Below are 14,031 nucleotides of genomic sequence, written 5' to 3'. Positions count from 1 at the left end.
GCTGTGCTCCTTAGTGCAGTTTCAAAGTAACTACTGTGTCGTAATGCACAGTATTCCTTCTGTGTCCGTGGCGCAAAAGCTGGTCAGGAACTCGTGGCCTGGCATGTCCGCCCCTGCGTCCGCGATTCGCTGCCGGATCTGCCCCACCGGTGCCACGGTCGCCACAGACCCGGAGTCGATGAGCGCCAGGGTGGTCGCCAGAGTGGTGACATCTGCGGCGTCATGAGTGATGATCACAGCGCTGCGGCCGGCAAGAGCGTGGGCCAGGACTCGCCTGGTTTCGACCTTGACGTCAACATCAAGGGCTGCGAGCGGTTCGTCGAGCAGCAGCAGTTTGGGATCGACGACAAGCGCTCTGGCCAATGCGATTCGGGCCGCCTGCCCACCGGAGACAGCCTCCGGTGCCCGAGCTGCACAGTGGTCGACTCCGAGTCTGATGAGCATGTCCCGTGCACGGGTGCGTGCTTCCGTGGTCCTGAGTCCTTGGGCCTTGAGGCCGAAGGCAACGTTGTCGATCACGCTCAGGTGCGGGAACAGAAGGGGTGTCTGTGCGAGGTGGACGATGCCGCGGGAGTGGACAGCAGGCCACCTGCCGTCTGCGATGTCGAAGATGGTGTCCTCCCCGATGTGCAGAGATCCTGAGGCTGCGGGGATGGCCCCGGTCATCAGCTCAAACAGGCTCGACTTGCCTGCGCCGTTACGTCCGATCATTGCCGTTGTCGATGAGCCGGGAAGTGAGAGGTCGATGTCGAGGCCACGTTCGGGCACGGTTGCCTTGAGGCGGATGGTAGCGGCGCTCGCCGTCGTCGCCTCGGGACCGAACACGAGCAGGGGTTCCTCGGCTGACTGCGTCTGGCTGGGCGAATGCGTCGTCGACTGCGATGTGTGGGCAGTGGGTGCCTTGAGCCTGGGGGCATGAGGGGAACGATAAGCGAGGACGATGATGACCAAGGCCACGACGATGAGAAGCAGGGACAGGGCGATGGCCGACTGTGGATCGGTTTCTCGGACCAGATAGATCTGCAGCGGCATCGTTCGGGTGACTCCGGAGAGGGAACCGGCGAAGGTCAGGGTGGCGCCGAACTCCCCCAGCGCTCGTGCGAAGCAGAGGATCGCGCCGGTCGTGATTCCCTGCCGCAGCAGTGGAAGGGTGATGTGGAAGAACACACGGTTGGGTGTGGCACCAAGTTCAGCGGCGGCAATTTCGAAGTCATGTCCGCGGGCGGCGACGGCCGTTTCGACGGACATGACCATGAACGGCAGAGCAACGAAGATCTGAGCGAAGACCACTGCCGCGGATGTGTAGGCCAGCCCGAGGCTCATGTCCGTGAGCAGGGACCCCAGGGTCGCAGTCCTCCCCCAGGTGTAGAGCAGCGCCAGACCGCTGACGACCGGAGGTAGCACGAGCGGGAGCAGGATGAGGGTGCGCACGACTCGCTGCCCGCGGAAGGTGCGTGTCGCGAGCAGGTATCCCAACGGGAATCCGATGATCACACAGCACAGCGCCGCAATCAGTGCAGTCAGCAGCGACAGCCCCATCGCCACCCGTGATTCAGGTGCCAGGATCACCTCGCCGAGGTGGCCCGGATCGATTCGTGCAATCAGTCCGATGATCGGGACCAGGAGGAAGGCGATGCCCAGAACGGCAGGGATCCATAGCCATGCCGGTATCGCCGGATGGGCCTTGCGCCTGCGGGTGATCGTCATCGCCATGCCTTCACGGGGCCGAGAATCCTGCATCTGTGAGCGTCTTCGCCGCTTCTTCTGATTGCAGGAATGTCACGAATGCATCGGCCGCGTCCTTGTTTTCGCTGGCATCGACGGTGGCCGCCGGGTACTTGTTGACGACCTCATCGGCTCCGTCGAGTTCGATCTCTTCGACACCACCATCGGCACGTGCCACGTCCGTGACATAGACGATGCCGGCGTCGGCCTGCCCGGCGCTGACCTTACCGAGCACGTCCGTGACCGAATTCTCCTCGCTGGCGGGGTTGAGTGTGACAGCGTTCTGCTTCGCCCAATTCTGGGTTGCGGCACCGCAGGGCACCTGCGGTGCGCAGACGACGAGATCCTTGCCGGAGAAGTCCTGCGATGAACTGATGTTTCCTGGATTGCCTTCGGGGACGGCCAGAGTCAGCGTGTTCGAGGCGAAGTCAGACGGTGCTCCGGACAGCAGGTCGTCGCCTGCGAGAGTGTCCATGGTCGTCTCATCGGCGGTTGCGATGACGTCTGCGGGCGCTCCTTCTGAGATCTGGGCGACCAGGTCGGAGGAGCCGGCGAAGGAGAACTTCACGTCGATGTTCGCCTCTGTCTTGATGAAGTCGTCCGCAATATCTTCGAACACCTCGGTCAGAGAGGCGGCGGCGAAGACGGTCAACGTCGTCTTCTCCCCCGAGTCCGATTTGGTGTTGGGAGAACAGGCGCTCAGTGACAGCAGTGCGACGATGCAGGCTGCAGACAGATACTTCATTCGACCATTAAACCCGCATCTGCGCGCTAATGGCTAATTTATCTCATTGTTTGCGGAACATTATCTGGTTTGTTTGGGCGTATCGCGCTCGCAAACCACTGGTGAATACCCGTCGTTGAGTACCTGCCGTGAAGTAGCTTTCAGCGAGTGCCCGGGGTGTCGATGGAGACCATTGTGGCCTTCACCGAGGCGGTGGCGAGGCTGCCGGGTTCGAGTTCGAGCTGCCGGCAGGCCTCAGCCGACATCAGGGAGACGACCCGGAAAGGGCCGCATTGGAGGCTGACCTGAGCCATCACACCGTCGATGACGACGTCGGTGACGAGACCGGCGAACCGGTTGCGAGCGGAGCTGACGACACCTGTCGGATCCTCGAGTGCGCCTGAGCCCGTCTGTGCCAGGGCAGCCAGTTCCCGCCCCTCGACGACTGCGCGGTTGGAGGCGTCTTTGTGCTGGGTGAGCTTCCCGTCGCTGATCCAGCGGCGAATGGTGTCATCGCTGACTCCGAGGAACCGGGCCGCGTCGTTGATGCGCAGTTCGGTCATTCGAGGGCACCGACCCATTCGTCCGCACCGTCGGCGAAGAACTGGTGCTTCCAGATCGCAACACGTGCCTTAACCTCGTCGACCAGCTCAGAGCAGGCGGCGAAGGAGTCATGGCGATGTGGTGAGGCGACGACCGCAGCCAAAGCCACGTTTCCGATCTCGAGTGCGCCGACGCGATGGACGACAGACAGACGCACGGCCGGGTGTTTGGCTGCGATCTCAGCGGCCACCTCGGCGATCTGCGCACGTGCCACCGGATGGGATTCGTAGATCAGGCGCTGGACCCCGCGCCCCTCGTCGTGGTCGCGGATAACACCGGAGAAGCTGACCACAGCGCCGCAGGTGTCATTGAGGACATCGGTTTCAAGGGCGGCGGTGCTGATCGGGGTCTCGACGATGCCTGTGTGGATGACGCTCATGCCTCCCGGCTCCAATCGCCGCTGCGGCCACCGGACTTCTCGATGACCTTGATGTCGCCGATGATCGCCTGGTTGTCGACGGCCTTGATCATGTCGAAGATGGTCAGGGCTGCGATGGACACAGCGGTCAGTGCCTCCATCTCAACCCCCGTCTTCGACACTGTCTTGACCGCACCCGTGATGCGAACGGCGTCGTCGAGGAGTTCGAAGTCGACATCGATGCCTGTCAGCGGCAACGGGTGGCACAGCGGAATGAGGTCGCTGGTGCGTTTGGCGCCCATGACTGCCGCGATACGCGCCACGGGCAGCGCATCGCCCTTCGGCAGGCCCGCCTCGGCGATCATGTCGATCACCTCGTTTCGGGTGGTGATGAGTGCGGTGGCGACGGCGCGACGTTTGGTCACGTCCTTGTCCCCGACGTCGACCATATGGGCGGCGCCGTTGTCGTCGATGTGCGTGAGTGTCATGTGATCTTCCACGTCTTCAGCCTATCGCCTGTGCCGGGATCGGGCTCAGTCGTCTGCGCGCCTGAATCCGCTGGTGGGATGAAGACGAGATGTGAGCTCTGGGCATAGTTGTGGAGCAGATGCGAGCGTGTCCCGCCGACGAGCTCCAGTCCGTTTGCGCCCATCACGGCCCGCCGCACCTGCAGCTTGCCGCTGGGAGGAGCCTCGTCCAGGCCACCGACGAGCCGGTGGTATTCGGTCTCCCTCGGTTCCTCATCGACGCCCAGGCCCAGCAGTGCAGGGCGAATGAACATCTCAAAGCTGATCAGGGCGCTGACGGGGTTGCCGGGCAGTGCCACCCACGCGGTGTCGGCCAGGCGCCCGCATCCCTGGGGGCCGCCGGGCTGCATGGCGATGGGTTCGAAGACCATGCTCGAGCCTTCGTCGAGCTCGGCGGCGAGTTTGACGACCTCGTGGGCGCCCTTCGAGATCCCGCCGGTCGAGACGACGAGGTCGCAGTCGGCGGCGCGGACCGCGTCGAGCAGAGCTTGGGGATCATCGGGGACGGTGAGGGTGGTCGTTTCGGCGCCGAGGCGACGCAGGCTGGCCCCCAGGGTGATCGAGTTCGCGTCGTGGATTCCGGCTGCGGCAGCGGCGGTGATCTCATCCCCTGTGCTCACGATGAGCACGCGCGGCAGGGTTTGGACCTCGAGTGAGGTGATTCCGCAGGCGGCCGCGACGCCGAGGTGGGCCGGTGTGAGCATCAATCCGGCGCTGAGCACTGTGGTTCCGGCAGCAACGTCGCTGCCGCGCGAGCGGACGAAGGCACCCGGCTCAGCGCCAGTTTCCGTGGCCGGCAGGGTGATGGTGATCTCCGGGGATTCAAAGCGCCCGGGGTGTGTGTCCTCGATCTTGATCACCGTGTCGGTGCCGACAGGCAGCGGTGCCCCTGTCATGATCTCGACTGCGGTTCCCGCCTCCACCTGGTTGCCGCGGGCTCCGGCCGCCACCCGACCGTGCACCGAAATGGGGCCGTAGACTGTCAGTGGTCTACCATTGTCGTCCGTGTCGTGACTCTGCTTCGCATTGCGAAGAGTGGCAGCTGCGAGGGCATATCCGTCCATGCTGGAGTTGTCGAAGCCTGGAACATCGATCGGTGAGCACATTGTGGTGCTCAGGCGCCGAGGTGTATCGAGGAGCTCGCCGATCGGGGTCGACTGCGTTCTGAGCAGCGGGCCGATCGTGTCGAGGACACGACGACGGTGCATGATGGCGGTAGTCATGGGACGATGATAACGAAGAAGTTGATCAAGGAGGATGGCAGAATGCGCAAGATCAGCCTGCCCACGCCCGTTGTGAGAACCCCGACAGTGGATCCGGGCGAGACGTTCACAGCTCATCAGGAGGATTCGCTCCTGGATACCTTCGGCCGACGTGCCCGCGATATGCGCGTCTCGCTGACCGACTTCTGCAATCTGCGCTGCAGCTACTGCATGCCCGAGGAGGGTGTGGAGTTCATGTCCCGCGATGCTGCGATGACGGCCGAGGAGATCATCCGCTTCGTGCGCATCGGCGTCGAGAAGTTCGGCGTCGACCAGGTCCGGTTCACCGGTGGCGAACCACTGACCCGCAAAGACGTCACCGACATCATCGCCGGTGTCGCCGCCCTTGAGCCCCGCCCCAATATCGCACTGACCACGAATGCGATAGGCCTCGACAAGCGAGCGCCGAAGCTGCGGGACGCGGGCCTCGACCGCATCAATGTCTCTCTCGACACCGTCGATCCCGAGACCTTCGCAACGATCACTCGCCGCCCCTTCCTCAATCGGGTGCTCGACGGGATCAAGGGCGCCCAGACAGCCGGCATGGATCCGGTGAAGATCAACGCCGTTCTGCTGCCAGGCGTCAACGACCATCAGGCTCCCGAACTGCTGGCCTGGTGCCTCGAGCGCGGGCTCAAGCTGCGCTTCATCGAACAGATGCCGCTCGACGCCGGTCATTCTTGGGAACGCGGCACCATGATCACGGCCGCCGACATCTTCGCCCTGCTCGAACCCGATTTCGTCCTCACCCCCGACTCCGCACCGCGCAACGGTGCGCCCGCGGAGAAGTTCCTGGTTGCCAGCAGGAACGATCCGGAAACCATCATCGGCGACGTCGGCATCATCGCCTCGGTGACTAGGCCCTTCTGTGCCGATTGCACCCGCACCCGGCTGACAGCAGAGGGACGGGTGCGCACCTGCCTGTTCTCCCACACAGAGGTGGATCTGCTCACCGCCATGCGTGCCGGTGCCGACGATGAAGCGATCGCGAACCTGTGGAAGGGTGCGCACTGGAAGAAACTGGCCGGACACGGCATGGATTCCGAGAGCTTTGAACAGCCCCAACGTCCCATGAGCGCCATCGGAGGATAAGTGCCCCAGATCAGAGTCCGCTTCTTCGCCGCCGCACGAGAAGCCTTCGGAACCAAAGAAACCACCGCAGCTGCGGCCACCATCAACGAGCTGATTACGACCCTGACGAAGGACGCCAGCACCGAGGCGACAACAGTCATCGCCCGTTCGAGCTTCTTAGTCAATGCGGTCGCGGCCACGGACCCGCAAGCACCCCTGAGCGAGGGTGACACCGTCGATATCCTGCCGCCCTTCGCAGGCGGCTGAGACCGGCTGGTGTCATCAGCGCGGCTGAGATAGTCAGTGCAGCAGTGATGGTCAATGCGGCAGCGACAGATATGCGAGGTATCCCCCGGAGACCGAGCTGACCTCGGTGCCCTGGGCCCGCAGCTGAGCGCACGCCCGTGACGATCGCACACCCGAGCGGCAGTAGAGTGCGACCTGTTCGTGCCCGGCGATCTGTCCCGGGTCCTCCAGGAGAACGTCCATCGGTATGTGCTGAGCTCCCGGGACCATGCCTGCCGAGACTTCCTCATCGTCTCTGATGTCGACGAGGAGTGTGCCGGGTGCCAGCGACGCCCACGTCACACTGGGATCCATCCCCGCAGATGTCCCAACAGCCATCTCATCGCCATGGACGCCGAGTCCTTCACCGTAGTCGCCGAGGTGGCTGTCCAGGTCCGTGATTGGTTCGCGGTTCGGTATTCGTGCAACTGGAACGGTCGCCCAGCTGGCGTCGAGGCTGCTGTGGATGGACACTGCATTGCAGAGCGGGGTGCCGATGCCGGTGAGGACCTTGATCGTCTCCATCGCCATGGCCGCACCGATGCTTCCGCACATTGCTCCGAGGACACCGGCAGTGGCACAGTCCGGGACCGAACCGGGAGCTGGGACGACCGGATAGAGGTCGCGCAGAGTCGCCCCCTGCTTCGTGTCGAAGACGGCGACCTGACCGTCGAATCCGAGGATCGTGCCCCAGACAAGAGGTTTCTCCAGGATCTCGCAGGCGTCGTTGGCGAGGTATCTGGTCGCGAAATTGTCGCTTCCGTCGATGACGATGTCGGCAGCACCGATGAGGTCGAGTGCGTTGTCCGGTGTCAGCAGCACCGGGTGGGTGGTGACGGTGACGGTGGAGTTCAGCTCGCCCAGTCGATGTTTGGCGGATTCGACCTTCCGCTGCCCCACGCCTGCCTCGGAGTGGATGAATTGGCGGTGCAGGTTGCTCAGTTCCACCGTGTCGGGGTCGATGATGCTGATGTGTCCGACTCCAGCAGCTGCCAGGTAGGTGAGGACCGGTGCCCCGAGCCCTCCAGCGCCGATGACGAGCACATGGGAATCCAGGAGCGCGGATTGGGCCTGCGGGCCGAATCCGCTGAGACGGATCTGACGGGCATAGCGTGCTGTGTCTGCGGAGCTGAGAGTATTGCCTGACATGTGTCTCAGTCTAGTCGGCGTCAGCAGTCAAGGACCGTGATGACATCTCCGGGGTGAATGACCCCCGGGGCTCGGGGAACACGGATGATGACCTCGGCGCCAGCGAAGTCTCGCAGTCGCGACCGGTCGAATGCTGCGACTTCTCCCCCATCGGTGAAACGACCCGGCACCAGACTGACGGCCTTGCTGTGCCCCGTGATTTCGGCACCGGCGTACACGGCCTTCTTCCACCTCGATGACAACGGTCGCGCAGCGATGACAGATCGTGCGAAGAGGTGGAAGGACAGAAAGGCCCCTGTCGGTGTGCCCGGGAAATGCAGCAGCGGTACATCAGCAACGTGCCCATGCCCCTGCGGCCCACCCGGTCGCATCGACAGGCGCAGGAACGTCGAGTGGTCATCGCTCAGTACCTGTCTGACGACTTCAAAGGCACCGGCACTGATTCCGCCGGTGGTGATGATCAGGTCAACGCTGTCGCGGAGTTCGTCGATGATCTGTCGAAACGCTGCCGGGTCGTCCCCGCAGCTGCGTTCGACGGGGATCGCCCCGGCAGCGGCGATCGCGGAGCTGAGCATGGGCAGGTTCGAGTTGTGGATGAATGGCTGCGTCGAGGTGGCGGAATCGGTGACCAGCTCATCTCCGGTGACGATGAGACCGATGGTCAGCGGCCGACGCACGCGGATGGCCTCACGTCCCATCATCGCCAGCGTGCCCACACTCGCAGAGTTGATCACCTCACCGGCGGTGATGACGGTGTCTCCACGCCGGGTGTCCTCCCCCACTGCTCTGATGTTCCAGCCTGGTCTCAATCCCTGGGGCCAGGAAGTGATGCGAATCCGGTCCGGGGCCCGCCCCGTGCGGTTCGCATCGGTGAACTCGACGGGAACGACCACCTCGGCGGTGGTGGGCACCTGTGCTCCGGTCATCACCCGCACCGCGGCCCCCGGTGTGATGTCCACGGGGATGGCACCGGCAGGGACATCACCGTGCACATCCACCTCGGCGCCGGTTCGGGCACTGGTCAACGCCGACTCATCGAGTGCGAAACCGTCCATCGCCGAGGTGGCGAAGCTGGGAATGGGGGAATCGGCGATCACGTCTTCTGCGGCGATTCTGCCATGGGCCGACACGGTGGGAATCGTCTCTTCGGTGCTTTTGGGAGCGAATGAGAGGATGAGTCGGCAGTATTCCTCTGGTTCCACGGATGTCCTTTCGTCTGTTTGAAATCCTACGAGGAGTTGCTGCTTCGGGCACTCGCGTTCGGACAGTAGTGACTTAGAGTGGCAGGCGTGGACACTCAAACACGATTCGACACTGATTCTCGCCGACTCGACCTCGTTTCCTGGCCAGGCTTGGCCGCGACGCTGTTGGCACTGTCCGCCTTTGTCCTCTTCGGGCTGGGAACCACGTTTCCTGAGGTGAGAGCCCTCGGGTATGTACCGATGGTAGCTTCCCTCATCGTCGCGTGGAGCGCCGACCGGGAATTCGCACGTGACCTCAGCGTCATCGCCGGCTGCCTGGGACTGATCTCTTCGATCTCGGTCGCCGCCGATATCTCGTGGACCAACATCGCCCGCATGGGGGTCGTGCTCTCTGCTGTGGTGATCGGGCCCTGGTTGATCACTCGCTATGGATTCAAGGACCGGACCATCGTCTTCCCTCTGCGTCGGGGGCAGAAATGGTCGCGGCTGGAATGGGCGTGGCTGGCCTTCGTCATCGTCGTCGCCTGGCTCGTCCTCCCCCAGTACTTCATGCGCACCGGTGTCTATCTCAATTGGCCGCCGGTGACGCAGTGGGATGAGATCGTGCGTCTCTTCTTCGGCGTCAATGCCGTCGGGATCTGGGATGAGCTGTTCTTCATCTGCACGGTCTTCGCTCTGCTGCGCAAGCACTTCGCCTTCTGGACCGCGAACGTGTTCACCACCGTCATCTTCGTATCATTCCTCTGGGAACTGGGGTATCGGTCGATCGGACCGGTGCTGACGATTCCGTTCGCGCTCGTCCAGGCCTATATCTTCACCCGGACGAAGTCGCTGCCCTATACGGTGACCGTCCATCTCCTCTTCGACGCGCTCGTCTTCCTCACGATCGTCCATGCCCACCATCCCGAGGCGCTGCCCATCTTCATCGGGGTGTGAGTGGCGCCCCTCGGCCCGTCGTGAGCCCCCGTCGTGATCCACCGGCTCGAACCTCTACCCGGACATATGACGAAACGCCCTGACTCACGAGATCTGAGCCAGGGCGTTTCATCGAACCTGAGCATTCGCACTCGGGAGACTTCTCCTGCGCGAGCACTCAGTGTCAGCGGATTCCGCGCAGCGCCTTGAGCATCGGCTTGGTCAGTGTCAGCGCGAGCAGGCCGAGGACAATCGACGCTGCACCGACGGAGGTCCAGTAGGGCGTCTGATTGTCGGCCGAGTAGTACCCGCCCAGCACGCCGGACAACGCGGTTCCCACACCAGAGGCGAGGAAGAACACGGCGATCATCTGTGATTGGAACACCTTGGGTGCAACCTTCGAGGAGAAGGACAGACCGATCGGCGAGATGAGCAGTTCTGCGAAGACGAAGAGCAGCAGGATGAACGCGATCCACAGCAGCGGAGTCTCGTGCTCGCCAGCATTGGCATATGGGAGGAACAGCAGGAAGGCGATGCCGATGAGGATAAGTGAGAGGCCTGCCTTGACCGGGGTCGAGATCTGTCGAGGGCCCAGTTTGAACCAGAGGGCAGAGAAGACCGGGGCGAAGGCAATGACGAAGATCGGCGGAATGAGCTGAAGCCAGTTGATCGGCATCTCCCAGCCGAAGATCACACGGTTCATCTGTGTATCTGAGTAGGCGGTGAGGGTGCCGAAGATCTGCTGGTACAGCGACCAGAAGACCACGCAGGTGACGAAGAAGGGAATGAACGCGAGGACACGTGAGCGTTCGTCCGAGTTCGTCTTCGGGCTTGTGCACATGACGATGAAGTAGCACGCCGCGGCGCCGGCAGAGATGCCAGCGATCCACCAGTCCAGGTTCTCTGGATTGACGATTCCGGAGAACCACAGAATGACGATGAGGACGACTGCGACGATGATGGCCGTTATGAAGAGGTAGAGCCTCGAGGTCGGCAGAGGGTTGACCGCACCGCGAGATTCATCGGGCAGGTTCTTCCGACCCGTGGCATAGATGATCAGGCCCAGAGCCATACCGACTGCTGCGGCACCGAAGCCGAAGTGGAAGCCGATCTCCTTCTGCAGGAGGCCGGTGATGAGCGGTCCCAGGAAGGCACCGATGTTGACGCCCATGTAGAAGAGGGTGAACCCGGCATCCCTGCGCGGGTCCTTCTCTGAGTAGAGTTCCCCCACGAGGGCCGAGGCGTTGGCCTTGAGGCCACCGGAGCCGAGAGCGACGAGGATGAGACCGGAGGCGACTCCGCCGAAACCGGGGATGAGCGCCAGGCAGATGTGGCCGACCATGATGATGATCGCCGAGTAGAAGAGAATTCGCTCCGCACCGAGGATCCGGTCTGCGACCCATGCGCCGAGGATCGTCGCCAGGAACACGGCGCCGCCGTAGGCGCCGACGATTCCGATGGCGGTCGGCTGCGGCATTCCCAGACCGCCCTCGGAGACCTGGAAGTACAGGTAGAGGGCGAGGATGCCGTTCATGCCGTAGTAGGAGAACCGCTCCCACAGTTCGAGGCTGAAGAGCTGCATGAGCGGAAGCGGATGCCCGAAGAAACGGGTATCGTTCCGCGCGGCCTCAGTGGTTGAGGTGCTTGATGACATATCGTGCTTTCCGTTGTGGCGTGCAAACGCGCACTGTGGTGCGCGATTCACTGTGAACAACCGGCAATGCTACTCCCGGATATTGCTCAGGTCACACGCCCCCGATGCTGGGACACGCTGTCCCAGAACGCGGAAACTAGGAGTGAACCAGGTCTCTTTTTCGGGTAATTCTGCCGCAGAAGAGGTTGAGCAGGCCGGCAACCAGGACGAGTGCGGAAGCCGCCATCGGGACAGCCATTGCGGCCGAGGTTCCGGCCTCCTCGGCGAGGACTCCGTTGACTGCCGATGCCACCGACTGACCGACGATGATCGCGGACCCGGCCATTGACATCACCGTGGCAGAACGACCGCGCGGACTGCGTTCGGCGGCGAGGCTGAACAGGGTCACCAGGGTCGGTCCGACCGCGCAGCCCATGAGCAGAAGGGCGATGACCACGGTGACCATCGACGTCGAGGACGCCATGATCACGGAGCCGATGAGCATCAGCGGGGCAAAGGACAGCAGCCTGGCCCAGAGGGCATAACGTGGTGAGAACAGGGCGACGGTGATGGCCAGAATCGCTGAGCCGATGCCCATGATGCCGTAGATGAGACCCGCTTCCTCAGGACGTCCAAGGTCGTTCGTCAGCGAGGTCAGCGCCGTCAGCGTTGACCCGAAGACGAGTCCGATGCCGAAGACGCCGAGGACGACGACGAAGACGCCGAAGGTGAAGAGTTCCTTGGCCGGGGCCTGGGCGCGAGGTTGTGTCGAAGTCGATACCTGCGCCCTGCCGGTGGGGTGGAGAGCGAATGAGGTCACGAAGACCAGGGTCATGATCACGGCGCCGATGATCGGTGCAACGGGGTGGAGGGTCGTGGCGAGGAGACCGACGATGAAGGGGCCGAAGACGAAGACGAACTCATCGGCAGCCGACTCGTAGGCCATCGTCGAGTTCAGTGTCTTCTGCTGCCGGGGGCCGGCGAGCCGGGACATGATGATTTCGACGAGACGCGAGCGTGACATCGGGGCGACCTGCGGGGCGGTGGCGCCGATGGCGAAGGCGGCGATGAGCACCACGGAATCGGGCAGGGGGCTGAAGACCACCCAGGCCATGAAGATCAGGGCGATGCTGTTGAGCAGACCGATGGTCAGCAGCACACGCCGCTGACCCCAACGATCGGCGGCGGCGCCGATGAAGGAACCGAAGATCGCCGTTCCCAGTCCGACCATGGCGGAGTTGATTCCGCCGAGGCTGAGCGAATCTCTGCCGGCGACGACGAGGGTGAGGACGCCGATGACGACCATGGCATAGGGCAGGCGGGCCACGAAGGCGATCGGAAAGTAGCTGGGGCCCACGATATTCAGCAGCTTCGGTGCTGCCATCTCGTCGGGTCGGGTGCGGGTTTCATTGCTGGGCATATCAATCCAGTTTCTCCCCCATCATGGTGATGGGGATCGGTGCCGCCGTGGTGACCTGGATCAAATCACTCGGTAGATGCACTCTGCTGTCACTGTCAGCGCCGACTGGGCGCTCCTCCCAGACTACCGGGATCTGAGCGCGTGTACGAGGGTCCGTGGGCACTCGGTGGCTTGAGTTTGCTCACCATCGGCACCTCAGAATGTGCGCTCCGATCTCCCGCACCGATCAGCGAAGGCCAAGAAGCAGGACGCTGGCACGGACCTCATTCTCACCCGTGACTCAGAAAGAATGCAGACGAGAATGCGACGATATCTGTATGAATTTCCTCTTGAGAGTTGTCGTCAACGCATGTGCGATCTGGGTTGCGGCTTGGATTCTGCCGGGCGTCGCCATCGAAGGAAATCAGGTGGTCGAAGACCAGACCGGCACGATCGCCGCCATGATCATCTCCTACCTCGTCATCGGGTTGATCTTCGGATTGGCGAATGCGTTCATCAAACCCATCCTCAGCTTCGTGTCGGCACCGATCACCTGTCTGACCCTGGGTCTCTTCTCGATCGTCATCAATGCGGTCATCTTGGCTCTGACCAGTTGGCTCAGCGGATTCACCCCGTTCGAGTTCACCATCGACTCCTTCTTCCCCTCGGCCATCATCGCCGCAGTCATCGTCTCGATCGTCTCCGCTCTGCTGGGCTGGCTGGTGCCGGAGCAGAGCACCGAACGCGACTGACCGATAATCGCCGCGATTTCAGCGACGGCCAGCACTGGAATCTTCTCTACGACATGTAGACTTATGTGCAGTGTGTGTGAGCCTGCACCCAATGACCGTCGGAGGAGAATATGTCCAACATCGCCACAACGAAGAGAACTCGGAACTCAGCATCGTTCGCTGACGTCATCGTCTTCATCGTTTCGTTCGCCCTCTTCATCTTCGGGCTGTATCTCTTCGGTGCAGGATTCTTCGGCGCACCCGGCACCGAGTTCTGGCTCTTCTGGGCTGGACTGCTCGCCTCCTGCTTCGCGTTCCTCGTGCCCATCGTCTACCACTGGGTCAGCGACCGCCCCCAGATCTGACGGCATGAGCAAGAGGGCCGATGCGTTGATTCGCATCGGCCCTCTTCTCTGCCATTTTTTGGATCAACATCCCTGTACCGCG

At 62.7% G+C, this 14,031-nt stretch carries 15 protein-coding genes; 5 read left to right on the top strand and 10 right to left on the bottom strand.

Annotated features, from left to right (window positions below; genetic code table 11):
- Positions 1 to 30: 30 nt before the first annotated feature.
- From LQ788_RS10210 to LQ788_RS10185, 6 genes are all read right to left on the bottom strand, one after another.
- On the bottom strand, positions 31 to 1,707 hold the full coding sequence (locus LQ788_RS10210) for an ABC transporter permease (protein ID WP_231440679.1): 1,677 nt from the start codon (positions 1,705 to 1,707) through the stop codon (positions 31 to 33).
- Between the two features lie 10 nt (positions 1,708 to 1,717).
- Entirely contained in the window at positions 1,718 to 2,470 is a 753-nt protein-coding gene (modA, locus tag LQ788_RS10205; protein ID WP_231440677.1) for a molybdate ABC transporter substrate-binding protein, read from the bottom strand.
- Positions 2,471 to 2,610: 140 nt separating this feature from the next.
- On the bottom strand, positions 2,611 to 3,012 hold the full coding sequence (locus tag LQ788_RS10200) for a TOBE domain-containing protein (protein ID WP_009882442.1): 402 nt from the start codon (positions 3,010 to 3,012) through the stop codon (positions 2,611 to 2,613).
- Positions 3,009 to 3,431 (bottom strand): molybdenum cofactor biosynthesis protein MoaE, encoded by a 423-nt coding sequence (locus LQ788_RS10195; protein ID WP_231440675.1) that lies wholly within the window; start codon positions 3,429 to 3,431, stop codon positions 3,009 to 3,011. The genes LQ788_RS10200 and LQ788_RS10195 overlap by 4 nt, the downstream gene beginning before the upstream one ends.
- Positions 3,428 to 3,898 (bottom strand): cyclic pyranopterin monophosphate synthase MoaC, encoded by a 471-nt coding sequence (gene moaC / locus LQ788_RS10190; protein ID WP_231440672.1) that lies wholly within the window; start codon positions 3,896 to 3,898, stop codon positions 3,428 to 3,430. The genes LQ788_RS10195 and moaC overlap by 4 nt, the downstream gene beginning before the upstream one ends.
- Positions 3,895 to 5,160, bottom strand: a complete 1,266-nt coding sequence (locus tag LQ788_RS10185; protein WP_231440671.1) for a molybdopterin molybdotransferase MoeA — start codon at positions 5,158 to 5,160, stop codon at positions 3,895 to 3,897. The genes moaC and LQ788_RS10185 overlap by 4 nt, the downstream gene beginning before the upstream one ends.
- 42 nt (positions 5,161 to 5,202) lie before the next feature.
- On the opposite strand from LQ788_RS10185, the gene moaA reads away from it, so the two are divergent.
- Both moaA and LQ788_RS10175 read left to right on the top strand, forming a co-directional pair.
- Positions 5,203 to 6,291 (top strand): GTP 3',8-cyclase MoaA, encoded by a 1,089-nt coding sequence (moaA, locus tag LQ788_RS10180; protein WP_231440669.1) that lies wholly within the window; start codon positions 5,203 to 5,205, stop codon positions 6,289 to 6,291.
- Positions 6,292 to 6,537: a MoaD/ThiS family protein gene (locus LQ788_RS10175; RefSeq protein WP_231440668.1), complete on the top strand. Its 246-nt coding sequence runs from the start codon at positions 6,292 to 6,294 to the stop codon at positions 6,535 to 6,537.
- Between the two features lie 51 nt (positions 6,538 to 6,588).
- Here the strand turns inward: LQ788_RS10175 and LQ788_RS10170 are convergent, their stop codons facing one another.
- Together LQ788_RS10170 and LQ788_RS10165 are read right to left on the bottom strand one after the other, a co-directional pair.
- Positions 6,589 to 7,704, bottom strand: a complete 1,116-nt coding sequence (locus LQ788_RS10170; protein WP_231440666.1) for a ThiF family adenylyltransferase — start codon at positions 7,702 to 7,704, stop codon at positions 6,589 to 6,591.
- Between the two features lie 20 nt (positions 7,705 to 7,724).
- A complete protein-coding gene (locus tag LQ788_RS10165) occupies positions 7,725 to 8,906 on the bottom strand; it encodes a molybdopterin molybdotransferase MoeA (protein ID WP_231440664.1) in 1,182 nt (393 codons plus the stop codon).
- Positions 8,907 to 8,993: 87 nt separating this feature from the next.
- Between LQ788_RS10165 and LQ788_RS10160 the strand changes: the two genes are divergently transcribed.
- Entirely contained in the window at positions 8,994 to 9,842 is an 849-nt protein-coding gene (locus LQ788_RS10160; protein ID WP_317207033.1) for a CPBP family intramembrane glutamic endopeptidase, read from the top strand.
- A 163-nt stretch (positions 9,843 to 10,005) separates the two neighbouring features.
- On the opposite strand, the gene LQ788_RS10155 is transcribed toward LQ788_RS10160, so the two are convergent.
- A complete protein-coding gene (locus tag LQ788_RS10155; RefSeq protein ID WP_231440660.1) occupies positions 10,006 to 11,475 on the bottom strand; it encodes a peptide MFS transporter in 1,470 nt (489 codons plus the stop codon).
- A 136-nt stretch (positions 11,476 to 11,611) separates the two neighbouring features.
- Complete coding sequence (locus tag LQ788_RS10150) at positions 11,612 to 12,874, bottom strand: MFS transporter (RefSeq protein ID WP_231440658.1); 1,263 nt, start codon at positions 12,872 to 12,874, stop codon at positions 11,612 to 11,614.
- 317 nt (positions 12,875 to 13,191) lie between these two features.
- Between LQ788_RS10150 and LQ788_RS10145 the strand changes: the two genes are divergently transcribed.
- Positions 13,192 to 13,605 (top strand): phage holin family protein, encoded by a 414-nt coding sequence (locus LQ788_RS10145; protein ID WP_231440656.1) that lies wholly within the window; start codon positions 13,192 to 13,194, stop codon positions 13,603 to 13,605.
- Positions 13,606 to 13,715: 110 nt separating this feature from the next.
- Complete coding sequence (locus LQ788_RS10140; RefSeq protein ID WP_231440654.1) at positions 13,716 to 13,949, top strand: hypothetical protein; 234 nt, start codon at positions 13,716 to 13,718, stop codon at positions 13,947 to 13,949.
- Positions 13,950 to 14,031 lie beyond the last annotated feature (82 nt).

This window comes from Brevibacterium zhoupengii (assembly GCF_021117425.1).
GTDB classification, from domain to species: Bacteria; Actinomycetota; Actinomycetes; order Actinomycetales; family Brevibacteriaceae; genus Brevibacterium; species Brevibacterium zhoupengii.
The sequence above is the reverse complement of the archived record's forward strand: the minus strand, read 5'-3'. Positions and strand labels throughout refer to the sequence as shown.

What these genes read in the sequence shown, in the direction of transcription:
- moaA (WP_231440669.1), top strand. Translation starts at nt 5,203, where the DNA reads ATGCGCAAGATCAGCCTGCCCACGCCCGTTGTGAGAACCCCGACAGTG.
- modA (WP_231440677.1), bottom strand. Translation starts at nt 2,470, where the DNA reads ATGAAGTATCTGTCTGCAGCCTGCATCGTCGCACTGCTGTCACTGAGC.
- LQ788_RS10185 (WP_231440671.1), bottom strand. Translation starts at nt 5,160, where the DNA reads ATGACTACCGCCATCATGCACCGTCGTCGTGTCCTCGACACGATCGGC.
- moaC (WP_231440672.1), bottom strand. Translation starts at nt 3,898, where the DNA reads ATGACACTCACGCACATCGACGACAACGGCGCCGCCCATATGGTCGAC.
- LQ788_RS10155 (WP_231440660.1), bottom strand. Translation starts at nt 11,475, where the DNA reads ATGTCATCAAGCACCTCAACCACTGAGGCCGCGCGGAACGATACCCGT.
- LQ788_RS10210 (WP_231440679.1), bottom strand. Translation starts at nt 1,707, where the DNA reads ATGACGATCACCCGCAGGCGCAAGGCCCATCCGGCGATACCGGCATGG.
- LQ788_RS10195 (WP_231440675.1), bottom strand. Translation starts at nt 3,431, where the DNA reads ATGAGCGTCATCCACACAGGCATCGTCGAGACCCCGATCAGCACCGCC.
- LQ788_RS10200 (WP_009882442.1), bottom strand. Translation starts at nt 3,012, where the DNA reads ATGACCGAACTGCGCATCAACGACGCGGCCCGGTTCCTCGGAGTCAGC.
- LQ788_RS10170 (WP_231440666.1), bottom strand. Translation starts at nt 7,704, where the DNA reads ATGTCAGGCAATACTCTCAGCTCCGCAGACACAGCACGCTATGCCCGT.
- LQ788_RS10145 (WP_231440656.1), top strand. Translation starts at nt 13,192, where the DNA reads ATGAATTTCCTCTTGAGAGTTGTCGTCAACGCATGTGCGATCTGGGTT.
- LQ788_RS10150 (WP_231440658.1), bottom strand. Translation starts at nt 12,874, where the DNA reads ATGCCCAGCAATGAAACCCGCACCCGACCCGACGAGATGGCAGCACCG.
- LQ788_RS10140 (WP_231440654.1), top strand. Translation starts at nt 13,716, where the DNA reads ATGTCCAACATCGCCACAACGAAGAGAACTCGGAACTCAGCATCGTTC.